Raw genomic sequence first — 21302 nt, 5'->3', positions numbered from 1 at the left:
TGTCACTCCCCTAGCGGATTTGCTTACCTCCGAGAGTGTTACCCTGCGACCATTGTTCGGTATCAGCGAAGAGCAGATTAAAGCGAGAACTGCTTCTCTAGCCGCTGAAACCGGCACAGACGTTCCAAATCTGTCCGTTTATTACAGGGTGGAAGCTCCCGATGAACGTCTGGAGGAACTAGCAGCACGTTTGCGTGAACAGGAGGTTGTGGAAGCTGCTTATGTAAAGCCACCAGCCGAACTACCTGTGGTGTTGAATGAAACATCTAAGAGGCTCAATGACATGGTGCCTTTAACAGCAGAAGCACCATCAGTGACCCCTGATTTTACTGCCCGCCAGGCGTACCTAGACGCAGCTCCGGGTGGCATCGACGCGCGCTACGCGTGGACGCAACCTGGCGGCGGTGGAGCAGGTGTTCGGATCGTGGATATAGAAGGTGCTTGGCGCTTCACGCACGAGGATCTTACGCAGAACCAGGGCGGTGTCGTCGGCGGTACTCAGTCGACGGATTTGGGGTGGCGAAATCACGGGACGGCAGTTGTAGGGGTATTTGGCAGCGACCGTACTACCTTTGGCTGCACAGGAATCTGCCCGGATGCTAATGTTCGTGCTATCTCCATTTTTGGTGGACTAGGTTCAGCTGGAGCGATCTGCCAAGCAGCCGATATGCTCAATTCAGGTGATATTATCCTCATCGAACTTCACCGATCTGGACCCCGTTCTACCGGAAATTGGCAGCAAGGCTTCATCGCTATCGAGTGGTGGCCAGACGACTTCGACGCAATCCGCTATGCCACCAGCCGAGGTGTAATTGTTGTGGAAGCGGCGGGCAACGGAGCAGAAAACCTAGACGATCCTACATACAATACGCCAGCTCCAGGGTTTCCTTCTGATTGGACTAATCCATTTAACCGCGCCAATCGTGATTCTGGAGCCATTGTCGTAGGAGCTGGTGCGCCGCCTCCAGGTACACACGGACGGAATATTTACGGTCCTGACAGATCGCGTTTGGACTTCTCAAATTATGGAGCGCTAATTGATGCTCAAGGCTGGGGATATGAGGTAACAACCTGTGGTTACGGCGACTTGCAGGGAGGCTCAAACGAAGACTTCTGGTACACCGACGAATTTAGCGGTACCTCCAGTGCATCGCCTATCGTAGTTGGCGCACTGGCTTGCGTTCAAGGTGTCTTGCGTACCCGTGGCGTGAGTCCTCTCTCCCCACCGGCAGCAAGGAATTTGCTCCGAACTACAGGCTCGCCCCAGCAAAATGCGCCTGGACGACCAAGTAGCCAACGAATCGGCAACCGACCAAACCTTCGCGAGATGCTAGTTTTCCAGCTTGGTCTTATCGTCTACGGTTGGGATGGAACCCAGATGACGACAAAGTGGAGCACTGGTGATATTGGACAAGGTACTGGAGCCCTAAACTGGCTCGTTGCAGACGTGGATGGAGATGGTAAAGCTGAGTTGCTACAACCGTGGAATAGTCCATAGAAAGAATGGCACTAAGAAAAGCTGAAAGTAATGAAAGATAAGCATTACAGCCTGTAATGCTAGTGAGCAGTGTCGGGATGGGTCAGGCGATCGCAGATAAACAGGCGCTACGGAATGGATGCGGTAATGATGCACAGGTTGTCCGAAAATTTTTTGAGGTAGAAAAAGCGAAGCTCGTCCGTGAAATACTTTCAGTAGACCGAAAAGTTTTGCGTTCGCCAAAAAATAGTAGTGTATGATACCGTTTTTTGGGAAATGTCCAAAAGCTGATTGCCGTTGAGGAATGATAAACTTAGCTTAGAAATTAACTCTTTATCTTAACCTTTCACGGATGCCCTAAACCCCAGCTACCAAGCTGGGGTTTACTAACGGTTGCCACTTGGGAGATTTTTGAATTTGCGAAATGCTATATTGTCGCCAAGGGAAATTGTTAGAAATAAAGAAATACAAATTTTCGTTATTTAAAGGGTAAACTAGCAGCATTTACTGGAGTACATCTTGTGATAATCACCCTTGCTAGTTTCAAGGGTGGCGTAGCTAAAACGACAAGCGCCATCCATATTGCTTGCTATCTATCTCAGAAGGGCAGCACCTTACTGGTTGATGGCGACCCAAACCACAGTGCTACAGGATGGGCAAAGCGAGGAGCATTACCCTTTAAAGTTGTGGATTTACTACAAGCGACTATGCACAGCCGTAATTTTGACCATGTAGTTATTGACACAGCCGCTAGACCAAGCCACGAAGATTTGGAAGCACTCGCTGATGGGTGTAATTTATTAATTTTGCCTACTACCCCTGATGCTTTAGCGATGGATGCGCTATTGCAGACTGTAGGCGCACTTAAATCATTAGGTAGCGATCGCTATCGTGTGTTGCTCACAATCATTCCCCCAGCCCCCCGCTTAACCGGACAGCAAGCACGCGAAGCTTTAGAGGCAGAGGGAATACCACTATTTCAACATGGGATTAGACGATTTGCTGTTTATGAAAAAGCGGCATTGGAGGGGCTGCCAGTTTATCAAGTAAAAGACCGCAGCAGCAAAATAGCATGGCGAGAGTATCAAGAGGTGGGTAAGGAGATATTGTCATGAGCAACCCTAAACCTAGCCCTTTTAAAAAGTTATTTGAAACCAAAGACGAACCACAACTTGAGCCAGAACAACCGCCAGAAACAACTACAGAGAGTAACGTGATACAGACTCCAACACCACAAAAGACAGCGCCAATTCAAGAAGAACCCCGTAAACGTGGCAGACCTGCAACAGGTAAGCGGTCTGATGATGCTTGGATTGGGCGCACCTACTATGTGAAACGCTCAACAGATTTGGACGTAGAGGAAGAATTACTTAAACTCAAAAGGCGTGGCGTAGAGATTGATAAAAGCGAATTGGTAGATTTTCTCATGGCTGTCTGGGTAAAATGGCAGCAAGGTGAAAATATAAATTTGCTAATTGACGAATTTACGCCAAGGCGAAATTCTAAAAAAAATTGAGTCGTTGCTGAATGAGGAGAGCGTGCAGGTGAACTAGCACGGGAGAAAGTGCGTCAGCAGCACGGCGGAAGAACCGCTATTCCTACCGTTTACAATGTGGAAAGTAAGGACGATGATTAGAGGTAGAAGATGACTAGCAAAGAATTATTAATCCAAGAAATAGAAACTTTACCACCAGAATTGTTAACAGAAGCACTTAATTTTATTCGAGAAATCAAAACCAGTCATACAGCAAAACAGTCAAGTACAAATAACTTACGTGGTTCTACAGCTGAAGATTTACTAGAATTTGCAGGAACTTGGTCAGGTGATGATATTAGAGAATGTCTTCAGCTTGTTCATGATGCTCGTATGCCACTGGAATTTTAAGAATGTATTTGCTTGACACAAATCATTGCACTTTTTTGATAGAAGGTGAACCAAAAGTTGTCAATCACTTTCGTGAACTAGGTAAGGTTACACTCGCCACTAGTGCTATTGTCGCAGGTGAACTCAGATTCATGGCACAAAACTCCCAACAAAAAACTGCAAATCTCATCAAAATTCGCGCATTTATCAACCGAATTGATATTTATCCAATTGATGATGAAACGGCAGAAATTTACGGAGATTTCAAGTCGGAAATTATTAAAAGATTTGCAGCCAAAGAAAAGAGTAAACGCAAAACAACTCAACTACAAGAAATTGGCATCGGTGAAAATGACCTGTGGATTGCTGCTACAGCTTTACGCCATTCATTAATTCTCGTTACATCAGATAGTGATTTTCAAAGAATGCGTCAAGTCAGGGAATTTCCTGTAGAAAGTTGGATTTGATTTATTTTATTGGGATTGCCGCCTTTTCCCCACACGGGCTGCTAATTTATTAGTTAACTCCAACTGATACTGATTCTTATTGTCCTCGTAAACCAAAATAGTCCTGGGGTCAGCATGACGGCTCAAATGCTGCACCTTCCGATAGTCTCCTGAAGCCAAATCAAGAGCATCGGTAATCCCCGAATGCCTGATTTTATGGGGTGTCATCCGCTTTTTGATGCCAGCACGTTCACAGGTTTTTCTCACAATGGCGTAGATGCCATCCCCGGTGAGTTGGTGTCCATAATTGTGGAAGTCAAGCGCGATAAACAAAGGATCGCTGGGTTTAATATTTGTACGACAGCCCAGCCAGTCGCTAACCGCCTCTGCAATTTCTGGGTTTAAGTCAATCCTAGTAGAATCATTGCCCTTACCCTTGCCATAAATAATTAAAGTCAAATCGTGGTAATCAAAATCTCCCACCATTAACTTCGCCACCTCCCCCCGCCGCAAAACATTTGCCCAAAGCAGCAGAAATAAAGCATAATCCCGCTTTCCCTTGGTGCAAGTGGTATCAATTACATCAAAAACTTTGTTGTATTCATCAACTACAACACCCCGCGTATCCCTGTACTTAGTCACAATCATTGACTCAATGCGGTCGCTATCAAAGTGATATCGGCAGTGCTTGAGGTTCCGTCCCACCTTAATTAAATACTTGAGGGCGGACAAGTACCGATTAATCGTTGCCGCCTTCCTACCCTCTGCCACCAAATGATTCTTAAACTTGAGGATTAACCCGTTAGCCGTCTGGTCATCCAACCCCCAGAACTCAGAGACATCCTTTTGGGTCGGCTCCCTTTGCAAAAAATACTCAAAAAATATCCGTATATTGCCAGCATACCCCCGTTGCGTCGTCTTAGCTTTCTGCTGCAACTCCGCCAAAAAATCATTTGACGCTTGCAGCTGACTGGCAACTTGAGTCAGAGAACTTTCAGTATATGTACTTAACTTATTCATTTTTAGCGTTAATGACAATGCACCTTTTCATTAACGTCTTATACCATTACACGCATCACCAACGCAAAATACACTCTTCTCCTTCCATCCCAAACACAAAAAGAGATTTTTCCGATTCTGGAATGCCTGGGATTAAGACTTCTTGGCTTCTAAGTGAGTATTGTAATTATTTTGACTCTAAAGCATCGGCTTTGTGGTCAAAAATGTCAATCGGCACAGTTATTGATACGACTTTGGCTTTGTTGCGTGCTAAATGTTAGCAAAATTGCTCCAAGAGCGATCGCAAGAGAACACACTCCAATCAAAAGCTCCACACAGATGATATCAAGGTTGATATCAAATATGAGCTTCACTTAGTTATTACGTGAATAACCACTCTGCATTTACCTTAGCTAAGTATTCAAATGACTTTTGAAAGAGAAAAGTTTAAAAAGTTGATTTTTAAAGAACAACCAAGAAAATTACTAATTATTTAATATTTTTTATTCCATAAAGTGCATACATGAATAAATATTGTGTTAGGGTGTAAAAGTAGTTCAGTATAAATAATATTACTAATGTCTAAAGGTAAAGACCAACACATCGTTCCTCACTCTGAAGGCTGGGCAGTTAAGTCTGAGGGTGCTAGTAAGGCTACTAAAGTATTCGACACCCAGCAAAAAGCCATTGAGAAAGGGCGCGAGATTGCTATTAATCAGCAGTCCGAATTGTTAATACATAACCAAAAAGGACAAATTCGAGAGCGCAACAGCTATGGGAACGATCCGCGATCGTCCAAAGGTTAAAGACTAGTATATTAGCTCAAGATGGACTGTCAGGTGAGTATTTTTCACCTGACATCTACTTTATCTATAGGGACAAAGAATGCTACAAACACAAGTTAACTCAAGCGATTTGCAAAGTGTTGGCTATGATGCTACAACTTGCACACTTGAAATTAAGTTTCATAGTGGAGGCATATACCAATATTTCAAAGTTACGGAGTCTATTTACAGGGGACTAATGAGTGCTTCCTCTCACGGGAAGTATTTTCATGCTTACATCAAAGATTTTTATCCTTATAAAAGGATAGGCTGATAAACCATCCACTAAAATTTTATATACAAAGTCTAGGTATAGCATCTATTATTATAAGCCGTTCTGTCTTGGATACATTATATTTAGCTATATTTTACAAATTGGTATTACTTGTTATAAGGAATAAATATAAAAGAGATGATACAAAGCAGTATTAAAGCTCTCCCAAGTCGATACGAGCCTCTAGTAGGATTATTTGGTGATGGAGCGAAGACAACCTTTGTGAAGCAAGAAGATGATTTACGCGAAATAGCAAGATTAATAAACCAAGGCAATAGCGCCTTTCAAGGTAAACTGCAATTTGTCTACAGTCCAACAGAAAGTGGCGCGGGAAAAACTACTTTCGTTCACTCATTAGACTTATTTCTACATGATTTGGTGGACTCAGTAATAAGAGTTACAAACGATAACAGTCATGCTCTTAATGGGATAATAGAAACTATTCGCAATAGCCGAGTTACGGAAAAAATAAAGATTTTCAATTTGGATGGTCACGAATCCTTTATTTTTGAAGACAATGAATATAGGAACTTTGCAGTTCAGCTAAATACTTTAATTAGGAACAGGCGCGACTTAATCATTCTTTGGCCAGTTAATGACTTATCTTTTGCAGAAAAGATTGTTTCAATCCTCAAGTCTGTTGGAGGTAATAGCCCTTTTGGTAATCATCCTATTCATCGTATGAAAGGACTCTCATCAGAGCAGTTTTCTTCTGTACTCTCAGGGATACTGAAGGTAGCTAACTGGCAGTTGGAAGATGCTGCTCTAGACTGGGATTTAGTTGAAAGAGTTACCGATGGCTCAAAAAATATAGGTGAATATTTAGATAGAGTTCAAGCGGCAATTGCTGAAAGGTTTAATGTAGATGAAATAGGTTTTGAACCTCCCCAATTAATATTTGCGCTAAGTTCTGGCAAGAAAGAAGTTAGAGAAATATGTAGAAATGTCAGAAGGGCAGATAGTTTTTATATTGAAGGTTCCCGGCTTCTTATGTACACCAAGAGATCAAATGTCGCTGAGTGGTGGAAAGAGCGTAATAGCGAACTTCAAACTAGTTTACCCTATGTAATAGCTCTATTTAATACACAGCTAACCTCTTTATCAGGTAGTGCCGTAGTTCATGCTGTTCACAATTTTGGCTCTGACGAATTAAGTAGTTTTATTGTAGGCGTTCAAAAGAATCTTGGAAATGCACAAAATGTTATTAAATCGACAGAGCTGTACAAGTACTCTATTGGAGAGGGTGCAGATACGAGAGAATATGGTAAACCTGCCAAGGATGAAACCATTCATTCATATTACAAAATACAAGAAAGCTCAAAAGACAAGCACAAGGAAATAAACTCAGCAATCATGCAGCTAATAGAAAAAGCCGGAGGTGGATTCTCAAACGCAAGATATGAATCACTGGAAGGTATAAACAAAGGACTTCAAGTAGATGTTGTTGCTGAACTAAATTATAATTCTTGCTTGATAGAATTTCATCACAAGTCGGAAGCTGAAACAGTTGACAATAAAGTATCAATTTATATATTAGAAAAGCTGAAAGAATATGCAATAAATTACGGTATTACAAAACCTTAAATCTGTTATTTTCAGTTTACCAAAAATACAAAATATACAACAAAGATATGACTTGGATTGAACCAAAATATAGCAAGAAAGCAGTAAGCAGGGCAGGGGATAATTTAATAAATTTGAATTCATCTGAAAAAGAATGCCTAGAAGCATTAGATATTGTCAGTAATTGGAGGTCATCATATACATTTCCCTTAAATAATATTACAAGTTTATTAAGATTTAAGGTAAAAACTGTTGAGAAAAATGCAATAATTACCCAAAGATTAAAGCGTATTCCATCAATACTAAGAAAACTCAAACGTTATCATGAAATGAGATTACACAGGATGCAGGATATTGGAGGATGCAGAGTCGTTTTATCAGATATCAAAAAAGTAAATACTTTAAAACACTTGCTATTAAATAGCAGAACAAAAAATGAATTGGCAAAAGAAAATGATTATATTGAAAATCCTAAAGATTCAGGATATAGAGGGATACATTTAATTTATAAATACAAAGGTAAAAAAGATGAGATATATAATGGGCATACAATTGAAATACAAGTAAGAACAAAGATACAACACTCATGGGCTACAGCAGTAGAAGTTGCAGGAACATTCCTAAAACAACCTCTGAAATCAGGAGAAGGTTCTGAGAATTGGTTGCATTTTTTTAAGTTAGTAAGCTTACTTTTTGCATTTCTAGAAAATTGTTTACCAAAGAATATAACCAACCAAAGGCTAAAAGAAATCAAACATGAAGTAAATCTGCTAGCAACAGAATTAGAAGTATTCAAAAAACTTCAAGCTTTTTCAGTTTCAACCAATCTAATCAATGATGCTGTAAGTAGAGATTATTCTGGTTATTTTTTGATCCTGCTTAATATTGATGAACAAAATGTTCAGATATGGTCTTACAAAGAAAAATACCTTTCTAAAGCAACTGAAGACTATATTAATTTTGAGAAAAAATACAAAGACACAAAAGAGGTAGACATCGTATTAGTTAATGCAAAATCAATAAAGACCCTAAAAAAAGCATATCCAAATTATTTTGCTGACTCTAAAGAATTTTTAGACAAACTTAATGAGGTTCTAGCAAAAGAAATATAATACTTCTTATTAACCCAATGCACATTGAAATAACGGTAGGCTTAAGAATTTAATAAGATACCGCTAAAAATAATTGTCATTTAAATTACCCCTAATTTAAGCTGAAGCTGTGTCTGTCTAGATGTCTGTCTTGTCTGTCCCTTGTTGTACAAGGATTCTGTCTAATTCTGTCCGAACTCTTGGTCTGTCCGATTTTCAGTGATTTCAATAGTATTTGCATCCAGCCAGACGGACAGACTCGCCTCTACCAGTTCGTTAAACAGTCGCTTCAATTCCTCCGAACTGAACCGTTGACCCTTGACTTTAAAGTTGGGCTGTATCTCCTGTATTACTGCCGATGTTCTGACGGTGCGCTCTTCGGTATTGCAGCAGTGATTGGGCTAGTTAGGGATATAGAGATTTTGTACAAAAATAAACCCCACCAATACCCGACTTAATCCTTTCGCTCTCCCCACCAATACATCATTCATTCACAATCAAGTTATAGTCAATATAACCAAGCATCGCCCCTCTTTTTATAGCTTCATAACTGTTCCTGACGTGCCATTTACTGTACAAATCACTGGCATAACGTTTGACTGTACTAACAGAGAGAAACATTTCTTTGGCAATCTGTTCAAAAACTAAACCCTGAGCCAGTAAACGCAGGACTTGTATTTGTCGTTCGGTGGGAGAGTCAAGCAAGTTCTTGTCAAGCATTGTAGGGTCAATATATCTATTTTTATCAAGGCTTTTTAACAGTTTTTTAGCCAGCTTCGGGTCAAGCAGGCATTCATCAGAGTAAGCTCTCTTGATGGCTAGTTCAATCAATTCTACATCAGCACTTTTGAGCATATAAGAATCAGCCCCATGACGGAAAGCTGACTTAATAAAGTCTGAATGAGTCTGATTAGTAAAAATCACCACTTTACTATTAGTTTTCCTTTTGATTGAGCGAGTCAGTTCTAAACCACTCATATCGGGCAATAGTAAATCAACTAACACAACATCAGGGTTGGTCTGTTCAATTAACTGAAACCCTAGCTTTCCACTGGTAGCATCACCAGTTACTTCTATATCTGGAGATTGTGAAATAGCACCTTTGATGCCTAAGAGAGTGAATGTTGATGGTTCAACAATTACTATTCTCAGCATAATATTGATAATCCTCTAATAATAAATGGTTCTTTCTTGGGGAATTTATTATTGGTGTCTGTGCCGTGACTGTCCATCTTGCCGTGAAGCTGCCGTAGGCTACGACCTATACAGGGCATGGATTGCCGTGATTGTGCCGTGTGCCGTAGACACCCATTAAAGCCCGTAAAACAGACCTGATTCTCACCACGGCATCACGGCAGGACTTTCACCAATCAGGCAGGGAATAGCTATCATTACCGTCAGAATTTATCTTCTCAGTCTTAACTAATTCAGCTAACCCATCAATTAACTCTGGCTCTGAATAACCAGATAACCTGTCTGCTTTCTTCAAATCGCGTAATGTTTTTGGGGTTTTAGTCTTGACATTCTGGAAGTATTCATAAATCTTTTTCGCTACTTCAGATAATGGCTTTGAATGTCCATTGTGAGCAGGATTTAAATTAAATTCCAAGTCAAATACTCTATCTAGATATTCCTGCTCCGAAGCAATCGAGTTGACTTTATTAGATAAAAGGGGCATTAATGCCACAACAAAACCACCAACAGAAGCAATCATCACTGGACGGAGGTTTTGATAAGAGACTGCTTTCACATCCAGATATTTAGATTTAATTTGCTCCCGCTCAAGCTTACCTGGAATAATGTCACCTCTATTTAAAATCAACTCCAGTACCCCATAAGATTCTTGCTCCCTTCCATTCTTGATATACCTGTTACCTAACAGCAGTAAATTGAGACAGATCCGAGTTTGGGCATCCATCTTTTCAATGCCCAATGCTGCCAGATTAAAAGACTGTAGGGAAGCAATAAACTTAGTATTAAACTCTCGACCAATCAGTAAAACATCAAGTAATTTACTCCCATAATTCCAATCAGAGTAAAGCTTGCTTAATGAGTCAGCAATCACCAACCAATCATCCAAAATGAGAATCAATGGTGGTAACGATTCACGCTTTGATTCTGGTAGTTGCTTACGCTTTTTGTAGGCCGTGTAAAAGCTATCAATTATCTCTTTGGCTAAATCTGGGTTTTCCCCGTCAAAGACAATTACCCGCCCCTTCTCCCGTAAACCGCAAAAACTATCATTCTTAGCACTAATTACCCAAATATCTGCCATTGGGGAATCCGCCAAGATTTTCTGAATTAAGTAATTGAGGGTTACTGACTTCCCGCTTCCTGGTGCGGCGACTAAAGCAGTGGAACTATCTGCTCTGGCTAGAGCTTGTAAAGTATTGAGGGCAAGAGGTTCTGATGGGTGAAGGTAATCACCTGTTGGGGTTGCTCCCGGTGCGATTGCGCCCTGTTCATCCCCAGTAACCTTGTCGTTAGGGTCAATCGTCCCCGCTAAAGTCTGACTCCCTTGCAAATAGGGCGTTTTCATCTCTCGCAGTTGCTTGATGTACTCTGCCTTTTGTTCCTCGGTCATCCCAGCCGTTTGCGCCTCAAAAATGGCATCAGTTGCCTCCATTTGGGTAACTTCAATTTCCGTGTGGGCGTAAATCTCGGCTTTTTGGATATCCACAGTGCGATCATTGGCCACTAGATCCAAGTCGGCTTGTAGTTGAACTTCTGCGATCGCAACATCTCGGTAACTCTCTAACAACTCGGAACGTGCGGCCATCTCTGCTTTCGCCGCATCACGTTTTTGGGCGATGTCTTCAAAAACTGCTCTCTGCTTCTCCTCCTCTTGGCAATGGCGAAGCATCCACCCCGCAAGCGCAAACCCCAGGAATCCGCCAAACGCCCAAAACGGCTTACATGGGTTGGTAGCTTTGACTAAGCCATTAACCCCCATAGCTGGGTCACGCACAATCTGAGTGGGCATCCCTTCTAGCTTCCATTGCTCCCAGTAATAGGGGGTCATGCGGAATGGTCTGTTATTCTTGTCCTGACATACCAATTTTTTCTGGGGAGTCCGAACGCAGAAATAAATGCGGTCGCTTGATTCCCCTTTCCAAGCCATCGCCGCCGAGCTAATACCCACAGTTAAACTTAGCCCAATTGCAACAGCTTTCTTGTCCATTGGCAGGCGACCAAACCACAACATTAAACCCGATTGTTGTGACTCGGATAACTGTTTATGTTTGTCGGTTAAATAATTCATTTCCTCTGACTACCACCAAATAGAAAAATCATTAATATCGCTACGAATATCGCCACACCAGCACCATTCACCCAACTGGAATAATCCGCAGTTTTGGGCTGATACATCTGTTGAATTGAAGTATTAGCACTCTCCTTAGAAGTTCTCGCTTCATTCCATTCACTAATCGGGTCAGAAAGCGCACACAATAAAGCCAGTGATGCACTGCAACCAGTCATTAAATTAGTGACGAAACGGTTATTGCCTTCACCCGTTGCAGTAGCAGTAAAGTACAAGTGTGCAGTACCCACAGCTAGGAACATTCCAACTGGGTGAACTTGCAATAGATGAAATGTAAAAATAACTGTACTGTTTAGACAACTGCCAGCGACAATTTCACAGGCATTACCAGCACGTCTAAATGTCCTACCTCGGTTATTTTCTGGCAGTGGTGGTAACTGTTCGGGTTGTTGATGCTGCTGATGTTGTTGTGATTTCTGTGCCAGCCCTTCAAATGAAAAAGGGCTGACGCTATGAGGATCTTTATTTCGTTTCCTTACTAGCATCAGCCTTGCCTTTTAACTAATAGTTATCGGTCGCCTAACTTCTGCCACAAGTTACCCAACATTGCACCCCAACCGCGAACTGTTCCTGTTGCAGAAACACTAGACGCAGGTGCATGATTTTGGGATTGAATTGGTATTACTTCTTGGGGTGCTTGATTGGGTTCTAAAGCTCTGGAACCATACCTAGCACGGGCTAAAAGTTGTTGGCGTTTCTCTCTTAGTCCTGTTGTGATTGCCTGCCGTTCTGCTTGCACAACTTGCCTGTTTTCGATGCCGCTAATTTTGTTTTCATGTCTCCACAATTCTGCTTGCAAATCGTGGTGTAATTGGGCTGCAACTTCGGCTAGTCCATGCTTACGTTTTTGGTCAATTCGCAGCAAGTCGGCTCTATCTTGGGCATCTATTTTACTCATCTCGCTGTCAAATTCAGCGTTAAGTTTACGGATTTTACCAATTGCACCCGCTACATGAGAGCCGTATTGTTTACGAAGTTCTGTCCAAGTAACCTGACCTTTTGTTAACTTCTCCATCGCCTCAAAGACCACCTTGGCATTGTCCAAGAATGGCTCTAATCGGTCACTCAACTCTTGGGCATTATTGGCGTAATCGGCAAACTGTTCGAGCTTGTTTATATCCGAAAGATAGCCCAAAATATCAGACTCAAATCCTCCCCAAGATTGCGCCTTCTCGTCAATATGCGAACTATGACCAACTACCGGATTACGTATTGCAAAGTCCATTGCGTTATTCTCCTAATAAGGTATTAAGTCGTAGTCGATATCACTCGGCTCTAGGGGCAATTCATCCCAATAGCCCATCTCTTCAAATCGGCTATAGATTCTCGTTGCCAGTTGCCTTATGGGGTCGTCAAAATCATCAGAGATTAAATCAAATCGCTTAGAGCCAAACGCCAAGGTATTTGCAATATCCGCGTCAATCCCATTACCCAAGAATTGACCAAATGCAGCAGAGTATGGATGGTCATCAATGGTTGAATGAGTTGCTAGAAATTCGGTTCCTGTGAAGGGTGGGTAATCTTCACTCTCGAATATTGGTGTGGAAAGTGCCTCAATATCTGCCGAAATCATTGCTGCCCACTGTTCAGGATTTTCCGCTTTGAATTGCTCTAATCTCAAAGCGCGGTCAGTTAGAGGTGAACGTCCCCAATCGTTGGGATTTCTGTAATCAAGTGTCATTTGTTAGAATCCTTGTGTACTTTTCGTTTTGCGTATCGAGATACATCCTGATTAGGCGATCGCCAAGCTTGCCGGCAGGTGCGATCGCTTCATCATCAGTTCTCACAAAACTCAACAAGTTCAAAAACCTCCGTCTGGACTTGGTTTTGGCTTAATTCTTTTCTTCTGCCCTTGGAGTCATTGAATACAAAAGGCGCATTGACTCGACAATTAGACCGATGGCTGTAGCGGAGTTGTTGACCACGGAATTGGTACAGGTGGTTACGCTGTAAGGCTGTCATTGAAAGCATAAGTTTGTCCCTCAACTTGCGAATAAAACTCGATATTTAGAATCGCTTCGTGAATCTCCATCAAGGCTTGAACGGCATCGCCCATTTTTAGGTCATTCGATGTACTGAACCGCTCCGATGCTTCAATCTGTTTGTAATTTGGGGATGCTTGCACAAATCTAAGAGTTTGTTCGCAACCCAGGATGATGGTCATGATTTCGGTTGTTGTTAGTGATGGTTGTGTCTTTTGGGTATCTTGGTCGCTCATGACTTGTTTCTTCTCCTTTGGGTTTTGATTGGTGCGGCTGGGGCTTCTGGTTGACTCGGTTTCTGAAGTACATAGCTGATAGCCCCTGCACCTCCCACAGCTGCGGCGGTGGTAAACATATTGTTTTTACCGAAGTGCTGGACTCCAAAGTAGCCGAGGGCTAAAAAGCCAAGGGCAGCAACAGTAAGCCCTAGTGTTTTGTTTGGTTTCATGGTTACGCTACGAACAAATCCTCAAAGTTACTTAAGCTGTCGGGTTGGGACTGCTCAGTTAGAGCAGGTTGTTGCTTGTGCTGACAGCAAAGTGAATTTTTCTCTCGAAAGTAAGCCCTTAAAATCCAAGTCACAGCAGAGGTCAGGTCATCGGTGAGAAGCAGTTTTTCCGCCTCAGCCTTTACGGGGTCAATCAAATCTTTGGGGATGCAAACCCGGTTATCTTTCGCCATGAATTAAACCTTCTTTAGTGATGCAACAGCTAATTTCAGTAACCCAATTGCATTGGCAGTCTGGGAATTATGAATCTGTGCAATTCCTTGCCTAGATGCGATTGCACTAACCGATGGCAGCATTGCACCACCACCCACAAGGTAAATAGCATCCAGGTCATCAGCGCGGGATTGCAAATGCTTCCACGCAGGGACTAAACAAGATGCAAGCCATCCCTTGAGTTCTGATGAGTAAATGCTTGAAAACTCCCAATTGGTGGTTCCATAAACAAAGTTCTTGCTCATCCCCTCTCGGATCAGATGAGGGTTAGCTGGTTTACCAAGGTGGCGACGGGTTTGGAGGTTATTCGCTATCGTCTCACAAAGATGGTGAACGCCTACTGTGTCAATCTTGCGACTATTTTGTAATAGTTTGTTGCCTTCAAATATTGAGGTGATCGTAGTTCCATGCCCCAGGTCAATGAGCGCGACTTTCTGCTGACCAGGGGCGCGGGAAACTAACAATGCTCCTACACCTTCCTCTGTTATTTGACAGGTGATATCAACGTTTACAATGTCTTTGCCATCAAACTTGACAATGTGCTTACCTTGCAAGGCTTTCTTTAGATCATGGGCAAAGGCTTGAGAGTCATGCAATGAAGCGACTAAAAACAAGTTATAGCTCTGCTGTCTAGGAGTTTGAGCAATTGCACCTAAGAGCATTTGCAGCCCATAAGTAATCTTGTTTTTGAAGTCATCAACAATGCGTCCAAATGACTGCTTACAGTAGATTTCGGCAGTCTCTCCAATCAACCACTTAGAGCCAGATAGATCAGAGCGTTCGCCTTGAAGATATTCGACTACCGCACCGTTTCCTAAGCTTTCGTAGTCGTTAGAGTCCGTTTCAATGACTTGTTTAAAGTAGGAGGGAATAAGTATCTCTCCTTGGGGAAAATGTAGTTTAGAATACCCGTTACCACAATCCCAAGAAGCAGGGGTCAACGATGGGGCTAGAATCCCAACAGTGGGACTTAATGCCAAATCTACCATCTGATTGAAGTCCTTAAATTTGTTTGAATTTTTCGTAAAACCTTTATGGTGAAAAAGCTTTGGATATCTGCGGTTACTGTTCTATCCGAATTACGGGGTCTGTTATCCGCTTCCATCCGTGGGCTTCTTTGCCACTTGTGGGTTCCTTGACCGTGTTAATGCTATATTAATCTACAAGTACATCACTTGTCAATATAGTACATAAGTGATGTAATTTTAAAAGATAGATATTAGTAGCTCATAATGTCTATCAAATGGACAAGTGATGTTATTAATGGCTACGAAACGACCCAGAACAACTATTAGTTTTGACCCGGAGGAGTATGAACAACTGCGGCGATGGGCTGAATCGGAATTCCGAACCATCCCGCAACTAGTAAGCGCAATAGTCAAAAAATCGCTTCTTGAGCGATCGGAAGATTTAAAACCAGGCGATAAAGCATGAGTTATTGCGTGGGTGGATACAAACCCTCGCCCATTGCATCAAAGAAAATACCCAAGCATTCAAACTGCTTGAGTACAAAAAAAAGGAGTAGCTCTTGCTGCTTCGGGTGCGCTCAGTTAGATGATGAGGCGAACACCAAGAACGATTTGCCGTCGTTCACGAATAGTCAACAAAAACTACAACCAGATTAGTTTTTATAATTGTTCACCTTCTAACCTAACAGAACGCGGCGACAACGGCAAAGAACTACTCCAAAAAACACAAAAAAAACATGGAGTAGTACAAATGAATACGCTAGAAATGCAAAGTGCGCCCGGACTGTTAGATCATGGCGCAACGCCGAATATTTCTGAGCCGCTTAAAATAGCACAGTCAGTCACAGGGGAGCAAGAGTTAGCAGCACGTAATACCAAAACTGCCAGTGTAGAAAATAAACACCTGTTCGATACACCACAAAAAACTAATGCCTCAAGAACTCAACAGGCATTTGAAAAATTTGACATCCGAAATTTTCAAGATCAGCTAGAACCGTCCAAAGCTAAAAATAAGTTTATTTGTCCAGTTTGTGGCGGTAATGACTTATCTATTGTCCCAGAAACCGGGAAGTACAGATGCTTCAATAATTGTGAGTGTAAGGACATCAGAGAGGCGATTAAACCTTGGGCTGAAGTGGTGGCAGAAAGAACAGGGGCTAATTACACTCCATCCCTAAACCGTTTGGCAGCGAAGCCCAAGAGAATCTTGCCCAAAAGTGCGCCAATTCCAGATGGTGAATTAGCACTGGTGATGTTGACCCAAGCGGTGACTGACATACCCCAAACTCAAAACATAACTTGCAAGCTCCCAAAGGGAATACCAGGGAATGCAACACAAACAATCTATCCTTACTCACAAACTCAATGGGTAATTCGCTATGAATGGGCAGATTACATCAAAGAGAAGGGAAAAGATAAATCCTTCCGCCAATGGCACAGGCTTCCAGATGGCACTCCAGAGATGAGAAAAGGGGATGAACCCTGGAAAGCTTACCGCATTGATGAAGCGCTAGCTGCTAGTAAATCTGTACAAGGAACCCCGGCACTACTCCAACACGAAGGGGAGGGGTGCGTAGAAGTTGGTCGAGAGCATGGGCTTGCTGGATTTACCTTCCAAGGTAGTGCCTGGGACAAAAAATCAATCCTGCCAGAATACCAACTTATCAAGGATTCAGGCATAGGATTAATCGTTTTTCTACATGACCCAGACGACACTGGACTGAAGAAACTCCAGACCTGCCAGGACTGCGCCGCCGAGGTAGGGATTGCACTTATTGGAATTAACCCTCATGACATCTGCCCCGATTTACCATATAAGTCAAGTGATATCAGAGAAATCTTGGGGCAGATGGAAGTACCAGAATTTATCAGAAAGCTGGAAGAGGAGATCCACGCAGCCGTAAACCAGCGTCATCTTCAGGCAGAGGTAAATGTCATCGATGATGATGATGATGACCAAAATCCAGTTGTAAGCTTTATCCAACAAGCCTTTCAAGCTCTCTACGGGGATAAACCCTGGATTTGTGCTGCTGATAAGCTCTACTGGCATACTGGCAACCACTACAAACACTCTCCCGATGACACAGAGCGCAGACGAATAGCCAAATTTTGTAATTCCTTTGTGGTTGAGAATGAACAAGGTAAAAAATCTTATCCTTATACTTCACCCAGTTGGGTAAAAAAGATTCTTGAATGGGCAAAGATGCTAACAGGAATTGACCCAGAATTAATCAATCCACCAGGGGTAAACTGCATTAATGGAATCGTTAGAACCGTTTGGAATGGTAAGAATTTCACTATAACGCTATCCCCACATACCCCCGAAGATTACTTTATTTATGAGCCATTAATAGAGTACGACCCCAACGCTGATAGTACAGATTGTGAGCGCTTACTCGCTTGCTTAGATAAGCCACAGCAAGAAGTTCTTTTACGGAATCTTGCTGCATCCCTTGACCTCCAAACTGTTAGAAAGGTTAGAGGAAGAGAAGCGAAAGCATTACTGGCGGTGGGGCTAGGGTCAAACGGTAAAGATGCGATTCGCAAATGTGTATCTATTATTTATGGAGAGACTGGGATAACCAGCATATCTCTATCTGACTTCCAAGCTTACGATGAGGGCAGAAAGTTTGGACTCGCACCACTAATGCATTCTAGGCTTAATTGGGCATCAGAAAACCCACAAACTTGCAGACTTGATAGAATACAAAGTCTGAAATTATTTGTCACAGGTAACAAGTTACATTGTGAGCGGAAAGGCAAAGACCATATTGAATTTACCCCGAACGCACCAGGCATTTTCAACTTAAATGAAACGCCACCATTGCAAGGAGTAATGCAAGCTACTCAAGATAGAATCGCAGTTTTGGAGTTTCTAAAAACATTTGTAAAAAATCCCGACCCCAACAACCCAAACGAATTACAAGCCGACTCCCGTTTTGCTGATGATTCAGAGTTTGTTAGAACGAAAGTAGCCCCAGCATTTCTAAATAAAATGTTAGAGGCTCTTAACAAACTTATCGAAGAAGGCATTGACTACGAATGTACAACTGATGCCTTCCGTAATGTTCAAAAAGACAACAATCATTTATTTCAATTCCTAGAAGATAACAACATAGGTTATCTAGAAGGGGGAGAGATTACCGCACGGGCTTTATGGTCAATGTTAGAGATGTGGTACACCCAAAACGGCACACTCACTATAGATGAGAGCAACCGCAGATCATGGATCGACCAAGCCCGCCCCAGTGATAAAAACGTGAAGGGCATCAACCAAATCATTCCCCGCATCTCCCAACTGTTTCCGAAAGCGGTCAAAGGGACTAAGTACTGTGAAGTTTCAAAAAGGAACATCCCAATACTCAAAGGCATTGGAATTTTGTCAGCTACCCGCACCACTTTAGGCTCTACCCGCACCACTTCCGCACCACTGACCGCACCAGAAACCACGCAAAATCAAGACTTCCGCACCACCCGCACCACTTTATCAGATTTCACAGAAAACACTGGAAAAGAGTCAGAAATGAAATTAAATCTTCTGACTGAGCCAATGGAAAAAGAAGAATATACCCCCCAAGTTGGTGCGGGTGGTGCGGAACCCTTGCTAGATATGGAAAACTGCTGCGGCGAACCTTGCGTCACTGGTGCGGAAAAGCTAGAAAGTGGTGCGGAACCCTTACAGAGCATGGAAAACTCATGCGTCACTGGTGCGGAAAAGCTAGAAAGTGGTGCGGAACCCTTACAGAGCATGGAAAACTCATGCGTCACTGGTGCGGAACAGCTAGAAAGTGGTGCGGGTGAATCCGAGTCGGTGCAATCTTCCGAAGATTCCAAGGTTTTAGCCTCAGAAGCGATCGCTTGTATCTTGGAATCCCCTAATCCAAGTTGGGAGGTGGTTAAAGAGATTCTGAGCGAAATGGAGATCACTTCTTATTTGGAACTGCACGGGTTCTTGACCTTGGGTGAATTCGCGCAACTTGAGATGCTAGTACCAGCCGCCGAGAGGGAGGTTCACTTTGGCTCATAAAAATGGGTGGTCACTGCCACCCGTTAGCTCACTGTTTTATAAATAAACTACTTAAGGGTATCCGCCGTTCGCTATATTTACCCCAACAAACGGAATTGTTTGTTGGGAACTCGGTTAAAGTGCGATCGCTGAGGTAGTGTTTTCAAGTCGGCTTTCTGCCCGGTTAAGTTCTCGTAATCACCGCGTTACAATCTAGTTCAAAACGAAATTCTGTATGCTGACTGAACAAAACAAAGCCCTCGTTCTCCAGTTCTACAAAGCTTTTGACGATCACAAAATGGAGCAAGCCTTAGAGCTTTTGGCTCCAAACTTTGTTGCTCATCTAGGGGGTATAGCAGAGCCATTGGACGGGGCAGGGTTTAAGCAGTTTGGGATGTCGTTTTATTTAGCCTTCGGTCAGGGACAGCACATTTTTGATGAGGTTATTGTTTCAGGCGATAGGGTTGTAACGTATGGAAAATTCACAGCCACACATCTTGGAGAATTTCAAGGTCTTCCGCCAACAGGTAAACAAATCAATTTGTCGATCATGCACATCGATCGAGTCGAGGATGGAAAGATCGTGGAGCATTGGGGGCAAGGCGATGCACTCGGATTGATGCAGCAGTTAGGGATTGTTTTCTTACCCGCTCCGAAGCTACTACCATATATTCTGAAAGGAGTTGTATCCAAACTGTTTAGGAAAGCCTGAAAGTAGTTGCCATACCCTAGACCCTGGTTTTACCCTGCATACCAAAAAGGTTTCCAAATGGGTCACACATTTGACAAATTGCCTGCTGTCCCTCAATTACTAAGGGGCCTCGATAAAGCCTAGCACCATGCTTTTGAGCATAATCTAATGCTTGCTCAAAGTTGTCTACACGCCAATAGGCTACTTGACCCGCATTCCCCGGATGCATTTTTTCATCTGCCAGATGGAAAAACATTTCAACGCCGCCAACATCAATCAATGCTCCCCGTATTTCATTTTCTACATAAAAGTACTTCATTGGTATATTTAAAAGCTCGCTGTACCATTGAGCAGCTGCAACAACATCATTTACGAAAAAAAATACAGCTTGAACACCCTTAAACATATACTTCTTGGATTCTCCTCATCTGTTGAAGCACTCAACGAATCTAACCTGCTTGCCAAAGCATATACTCGTTACTGCAAAAGGTAACTCTTCTTTTTCTGAAATTCTAGGAATTCCACTTATTAGGCATCACTGTGCCTTTGGTTCACTTGAATCAAAAAGAAGTACCAAACAGCTACATTTATACTACAAAAAGGGACTGTACAGTTCACTACTAGAACGTTGACTTTTAAAGACTTAATTCATCATCTTCCTGGCGTTGCTGTTGCCTTAACTGTCGCCCATAAACTATAAGCAGCTGATTCCAATCACTGGCTTTAGATTTTTTGATTTGGGACTGTGGCAGTAGTTCTAATACACGCTGTGCCATCGCATCAGAGCTTTTATCGTTACCAAACGCCACCACTATATTATTGATGTCTCGCAATCGCTCAAGTGGTAAGCTCTTGATGTCATCAATAGCCATATAAACTGTTCTTTCGGGTGGGACATCGCCCCTGATAAGATATTCCAGCATGGCTCTTGAAATAGCATCAATGGGGGACTTACATAGAATCGCTGTTGAGGTAAAATCATTAGCCTTACCCCCCAAGTGGAAGTAAAACCAGCTATCACTGCGCTTAGTGCCTTTAGAGTACCCCAAAAAGCTGTTGTTCTCGCCCCTAGTT

At 42.5% G+C, this 21302-nt stretch carries 27 protein-coding genes; 13 read left to right on the top strand and 14 right to left on the bottom strand.

Translation table 11 applies throughout. The features are described 5' to 3' along the window. Positions 1-219 precede the first annotated feature (219 nt). Positions 220-369 (bottom strand): hypothetical protein, encoded by a 150-nt coding sequence (locus CDC33_RS40060; RefSeq protein WP_219930161.1) that lies wholly within the window; start codon positions 367-369, stop codon positions 220-222. Here CDC33_RS40060 and CDC33_RS40055 point away from each other — a divergent pair. The 6 genes from CDC33_RS40055 (at position 314) to CDC33_RS37230 (ending at position 3808) form a co-directional block, all read left to right on the top strand. Next, complete coding sequence (locus CDC33_RS40055) at positions 314-1498, top strand: S8 family peptidase (RefSeq protein ID WP_280524485.1); 1185 nt, start codon at positions 314-316, stop codon at positions 1496-1498. The two genes, CDC33_RS40060 and CDC33_RS40055, sit on opposite strands and share 56 nt — an antisense overlap. A gap of 56 nt (positions 1499-1554) precedes the next feature. Beyond that, a complete protein-coding gene (locus CDC33_RS37250) occupies positions 1555-1737 on the top strand; it encodes a hypothetical protein (RefSeq protein WP_109013556.1) in 183 nt (60 codons plus the stop codon). 261 nt (positions 1738-1998) lie between these two features. Then, the gene (locus CDC33_RS37245) at positions 1999-2592 is read left to right on the top strand and encodes a nucleotide-binding protein (protein ID WP_109013555.1); all 594 of its coding nucleotides are present in this window, start codon (positions 1999-2001) and stop codon (positions 2590-2592) included. Further along, positions 2589-2993, top strand: a complete 405-nt coding sequence (locus CDC33_RS37240; RefSeq protein WP_109013554.1) for a hypothetical protein — start codon at positions 2589-2591, stop codon at positions 2991-2993. Before CDC33_RS37245 ends, CDC33_RS37240 begins: the two co-directional genes overlap by 4 nt. A 129-nt stretch (positions 2994-3122) precedes the next feature. Beyond that, positions 3123-3362, top strand: a complete 240-nt coding sequence (locus CDC33_RS37235; RefSeq protein ID WP_109013553.1) for a DUF2281 domain-containing protein — start codon at positions 3123-3125, stop codon at positions 3360-3362. A gap of 2 nt (positions 3363-3364) precedes the next feature. Next, positions 3365-3808 carry a type II toxin-antitoxin system VapC family toxin gene (locus CDC33_RS37230; RefSeq protein WP_109013552.1) on the top strand — a complete coding sequence of 148 codons (444 nt, stop codon included), beginning with the start codon at positions 3365-3367 and terminating at the stop codon, positions 3806-3808. Positions 3809-3814: 6 nt separating this feature from the next. On the opposite strand, the gene CDC33_RS37225 is transcribed toward CDC33_RS37230, so the two are convergent. Both CDC33_RS37225 and CDC33_RS39725 read right to left on the bottom strand, forming a co-directional pair. After that, positions 3815-4807 carry a tyrosine-type recombinase/integrase gene (locus CDC33_RS37225; RefSeq protein WP_109013551.1) on the bottom strand — a complete coding sequence of 331 codons (993 nt, stop codon included), beginning with the start codon at positions 4805-4807 and terminating at the stop codon, positions 3815-3817. 206 nt (positions 4808-5013) lie between these two features. Continuing rightward, positions 5014-5160, bottom strand: a complete 147-nt coding sequence (locus CDC33_RS39725) for a hypothetical protein (protein WP_181374393.1) — start codon at positions 5158-5160, stop codon at positions 5014-5016. A gap of 204 nt (positions 5161-5364) precedes the next feature. Between CDC33_RS39725 and CDC33_RS37220 the strand changes: the two genes are divergently transcribed. The 4 genes from CDC33_RS37220 (at position 5365) to CDC33_RS37205 (ending at position 8559) form a co-directional block, all read left to right on the top strand. Beyond that, on the top strand, positions 5365-5592 hold the full coding sequence (locus tag CDC33_RS37220) for a DUF2188 domain-containing protein (protein ID WP_109013550.1): 228 nt from the start codon (positions 5365-5367) through the stop codon (positions 5590-5592). A gap of 79 nt (positions 5593-5671) precedes the next feature. Beyond that, complete coding sequence (locus tag CDC33_RS37215; RefSeq protein ID WP_109013549.1) at positions 5672-5884, top strand: KTSC domain-containing protein; 213 nt, start codon at positions 5672-5674, stop codon at positions 5882-5884. A 222-nt stretch (positions 5885-6106) separates the two neighbouring features. Next, positions 6107-7468 carry a hypothetical protein gene (locus CDC33_RS37210; protein WP_146195948.1) on the top strand — a complete coding sequence of 454 codons (1362 nt, stop codon included), beginning with the start codon at positions 6107-6109 and terminating at the stop codon, positions 7466-7468. A 47-nt stretch (positions 7469-7515) separates the two neighbouring features. Continuing rightward, positions 7516-8559: a RelA/SpoT domain-containing protein gene (locus tag CDC33_RS37205; RefSeq protein ID WP_109013547.1), complete on the top strand. Its 1044-nt coding sequence runs from the start codon at positions 7516-7518 to the stop codon at positions 8557-8559. Between the two features lie 462 nt (positions 8560-9021). On the opposite strand, the gene CDC33_RS37200 is transcribed toward CDC33_RS37205, so the two are convergent. The 9 genes from CDC33_RS37200 to CDC33_RS37160 form a co-directional block, all read right to left on the bottom strand. Further along, complete coding sequence (locus CDC33_RS37200) at positions 9022-9693, bottom strand: response regulator (RefSeq protein WP_109013546.1); 672 nt, start codon at positions 9691-9693, stop codon at positions 9022-9024. A gap of 208 nt (positions 9694-9901) precedes the next feature. Next, positions 9902-11800 (bottom strand): type IV secretory system conjugative DNA transfer family protein, encoded by a 1899-nt coding sequence (locus CDC33_RS37195; protein ID WP_109013545.1) that lies wholly within the window; start codon positions 11798-11800, stop codon positions 9902-9904. After that, positions 11797-12345 (bottom strand): hypothetical protein, encoded by a 549-nt coding sequence (locus tag CDC33_RS37190; RefSeq protein WP_109013544.1) that lies wholly within the window; start codon positions 12343-12345, stop codon positions 11797-11799. The genes CDC33_RS37195 and CDC33_RS37190 overlap by 4 nt, the downstream gene beginning before the upstream one ends. Before the next feature lie 23 nt (positions 12346-12368). Then, positions 12369-13085 (bottom strand): hypothetical protein, encoded by a 717-nt coding sequence (locus CDC33_RS37185; RefSeq protein WP_109013543.1) that lies wholly within the window; start codon positions 13083-13085, stop codon positions 12369-12371. 12 nt (positions 13086-13097) lie between these two features. Then, positions 13098-13541: a hypothetical protein gene (locus tag CDC33_RS37180; RefSeq protein WP_109013542.1), complete on the bottom strand. Its 444-nt coding sequence runs from the start codon at positions 13539-13541 to the stop codon at positions 13098-13100. Positions 13542-13802: 261 nt separating this feature from the next. After that, a complete protein-coding gene (locus CDC33_RS37175; protein WP_109013541.1) occupies positions 13803-14078 on the bottom strand; it encodes a hypothetical protein in 276 nt (91 codons plus the stop codon). Next, entirely contained in the window at positions 14075-14290 is a 216-nt protein-coding gene (locus tag CDC33_RS37170) for a hypothetical protein (protein WP_109013540.1), read from the bottom strand. The genes CDC33_RS37175 and CDC33_RS37170 overlap by 4 nt, the downstream gene beginning before the upstream one ends. A gap of 2 nt (positions 14291-14292) precedes the next feature. Beyond that, positions 14293-14523: a hypothetical protein gene (locus CDC33_RS37165; protein WP_109013539.1), complete on the bottom strand. Its 231-nt coding sequence runs from the start codon at positions 14521-14523 to the stop codon at positions 14293-14295. A 3-nt stretch (positions 14524-14526) separates the two neighbouring features. Continuing rightward, positions 14527-15552 (bottom strand): ParM/StbA family protein, encoded by a 1026-nt coding sequence (locus CDC33_RS37160; protein ID WP_109013538.1) that lies wholly within the window; start codon positions 15550-15552, stop codon positions 14527-14529. Between the two features lie 274 nt (positions 15553-15826). Here CDC33_RS37160 and CDC33_RS37155 point away from each other — a divergent pair, with 274 nt between their 5' ends. From CDC33_RS37155 to CDC33_RS37145, 3 genes are all read left to right on the top strand, one after another. Beyond that, positions 15827-15997: a hypothetical protein gene (locus CDC33_RS37155; protein ID WP_109013562.1), complete on the top strand. Its 171-nt coding sequence runs from the start codon at positions 15827-15829 to the stop codon at positions 15995-15997. A 120-nt stretch (positions 15998-16117) separates the two neighbouring features. Continuing rightward, positions 16118-19558, top strand: coding sequence for a DUF5906 domain-containing protein (locus CDC33_RS37150; RefSeq protein WP_244919593.1), 3441 nt, complete (start codon positions 16118-16120; stop codon positions 19556-19558). A gap of 214 nt (positions 19559-19772) precedes the next feature. Beyond that, the gene (locus CDC33_RS37145; RefSeq protein ID WP_109013537.1) at positions 19773-20249 is read left to right on the top strand and encodes an ester cyclase; all 477 of its coding nucleotides are present in this window, start codon (positions 19773-19775) and stop codon (positions 20247-20249) included. 16 nt (positions 20250-20265) lie between these two features. Here the strand turns inward: CDC33_RS37145 and CDC33_RS37140 are convergent, their stop codons facing one another. Both CDC33_RS37140 and CDC33_RS37135 read right to left on the bottom strand, forming a co-directional pair. Beyond that, positions 20266-20634: a VOC family protein gene (locus CDC33_RS37140; RefSeq protein ID WP_109013536.1), complete on the bottom strand. Its 369-nt coding sequence runs from the start codon at positions 20632-20634 to the stop codon at positions 20266-20268. 229 nt (positions 20635-20863) lie between these two features. After that, on the bottom strand, positions 20864-21302 hold a 439-nt coding region (locus tag CDC33_RS37135; protein ID WP_219930159.1), incomplete at its 5' end, for a toprim domain-containing protein.

The sequence above is a fragment of the Nostoc commune NIES-4072 genome, assembly GCF_003113895.1.
Taxonomy (GTDB): Bacteria; Cyanobacteriota; Cyanobacteriia; order Cyanobacteriales; family Nostocaceae; genus Nostoc; species Nostoc commune.
The sequence above is the reverse complement of the archived record's forward strand: the minus strand, read 5'-3'. Positions and strand labels throughout refer to the sequence as shown.

What these genes read in the sequence shown, in the direction of transcription:
- CDC33_RS40060 (WP_219930161.1), bottom strand. Translation starts at nt 369, where the DNA reads ATGCCACCCGGAGCTGCGTCTAGGTACGCCTGGCGGGCAGTAAAATCA.
- CDC33_RS37250 (WP_109013556.1), top strand. Translation starts at nt 1,555, where the DNA reads ATGCTAGTGAGCAGTGTCGGGATGGGTCAGGCGATCGCAGATAAACAG.
- CDC33_RS37240 (WP_109013554.1), top strand. Translation starts at nt 2,589, where the DNA reads ATGAGCAACCCTAAACCTAGCCCTTTTAAAAAGTTATTTGAAACCAAA.
- CDC33_RS37235 (WP_109013553.1), top strand. Translation starts at nt 3,123, where the DNA reads ATGACTAGCAAAGAATTATTAATCCAAGAAATAGAAACTTTACCACCA.
- CDC33_RS37230 (WP_109013552.1), top strand. Translation starts at nt 3,365, where the DNA reads ATGTATTTGCTTGACACAAATCATTGCACTTTTTTGATAGAAGGTGAA.
- CDC33_RS37225 (WP_109013551.1), bottom strand. Translation starts at nt 4,807, where the DNA reads ATGAATAAGTTAAGTACATATACTGAAAGTTCTCTGACTCAAGTTGCC.
- CDC33_RS37220 (WP_109013550.1), top strand. Translation starts at nt 5,365, where the DNA reads ATGTCTAAAGGTAAAGACCAACACATCGTTCCTCACTCTGAAGGCTGG.
- CDC33_RS37215 (WP_109013549.1), top strand. Translation starts at nt 5,672, where the DNA reads ATGCTACAAACACAAGTTAACTCAAGCGATTTGCAAAGTGTTGGCTAT.
- CDC33_RS37205 (WP_109013547.1), top strand. Translation starts at nt 7,516, where the DNA reads ATGACTTGGATTGAACCAAAATATAGCAAGAAAGCAGTAAGCAGGGCA.
- CDC33_RS37200 (WP_109013546.1), bottom strand. Translation starts at nt 9,693, where the DNA reads ATGCTGAGAATAGTAATTGTTGAACCATCAACATTCACTCTCTTAGGC.
- CDC33_RS37195 (WP_109013545.1), bottom strand. Translation starts at nt 11,800, where the DNA reads ATGAATTATTTAACCGACAAACATAAACAGTTATCCGAGTCACAACAA.
- CDC33_RS37190 (WP_109013544.1), bottom strand. Translation starts at nt 12,345, where the DNA reads ATGCTAGTAAGGAAACGAAATAAAGATCCTCATAGCGTCAGCCCTTTT.
- CDC33_RS37185 (WP_109013543.1), bottom strand. Translation starts at nt 13,085, where the DNA reads ATGGACTTTGCAATACGTAATCCGGTAGTTGGTCATAGTTCGCATATT.
- CDC33_RS37180 (WP_109013542.1), bottom strand. Translation starts at nt 13,541, where the DNA reads ATGACACTTGATTACAGAAATCCCAACGATTGGGGACGTTCACCTCTA.
- CDC33_RS37175 (WP_109013541.1), bottom strand. Translation starts at nt 14,078, where the DNA reads ATGAGCGACCAAGATACCCAAAAGACACAACCATCACTAACAACAACC.
- CDC33_RS37170 (WP_109013540.1), bottom strand. Translation starts at nt 14,290, where the DNA reads ATGAAACCAAACAAAACACTAGGGCTTACTGTTGCTGCCCTTGGCTTT.
- CDC33_RS37165 (WP_109013539.1), bottom strand. Translation starts at nt 14,523, where the DNA reads ATGGCGAAAGATAACCGGGTTTGCATCCCCAAAGATTTGATTGACCCC.
- CDC33_RS37160 (WP_109013538.1), bottom strand. Translation starts at nt 15,552, where the DNA reads ATGGTAGATTTGGCATTAAGTCCCACTGTTGGGATTCTAGCCCCATCG.
- CDC33_RS37155 (WP_109013562.1), top strand. Translation starts at nt 15,827, where the DNA reads ATGGCTACGAAACGACCCAGAACAACTATTAGTTTTGACCCGGAGGAG.
- CDC33_RS37150 (WP_244919593.1), top strand. Translation starts at nt 16,118, where the DNA reads ATGATGAGGCGAACACCAAGAACGATTTGCCGTCGTTCACGAATAGTC.
- CDC33_RS37145 (WP_109013537.1), top strand. Translation starts at nt 19,773, where the DNA reads ATGCTGACTGAACAAAACAAAGCCCTCGTTCTCCAGTTCTACAAAGCT.
- CDC33_RS37140 (WP_109013536.1), bottom strand. Translation starts at nt 20,634, where the DNA reads ATGTTTAAGGGTGTTCAAGCTGTATTTTTTTTCGTAAATGATGTTGTT.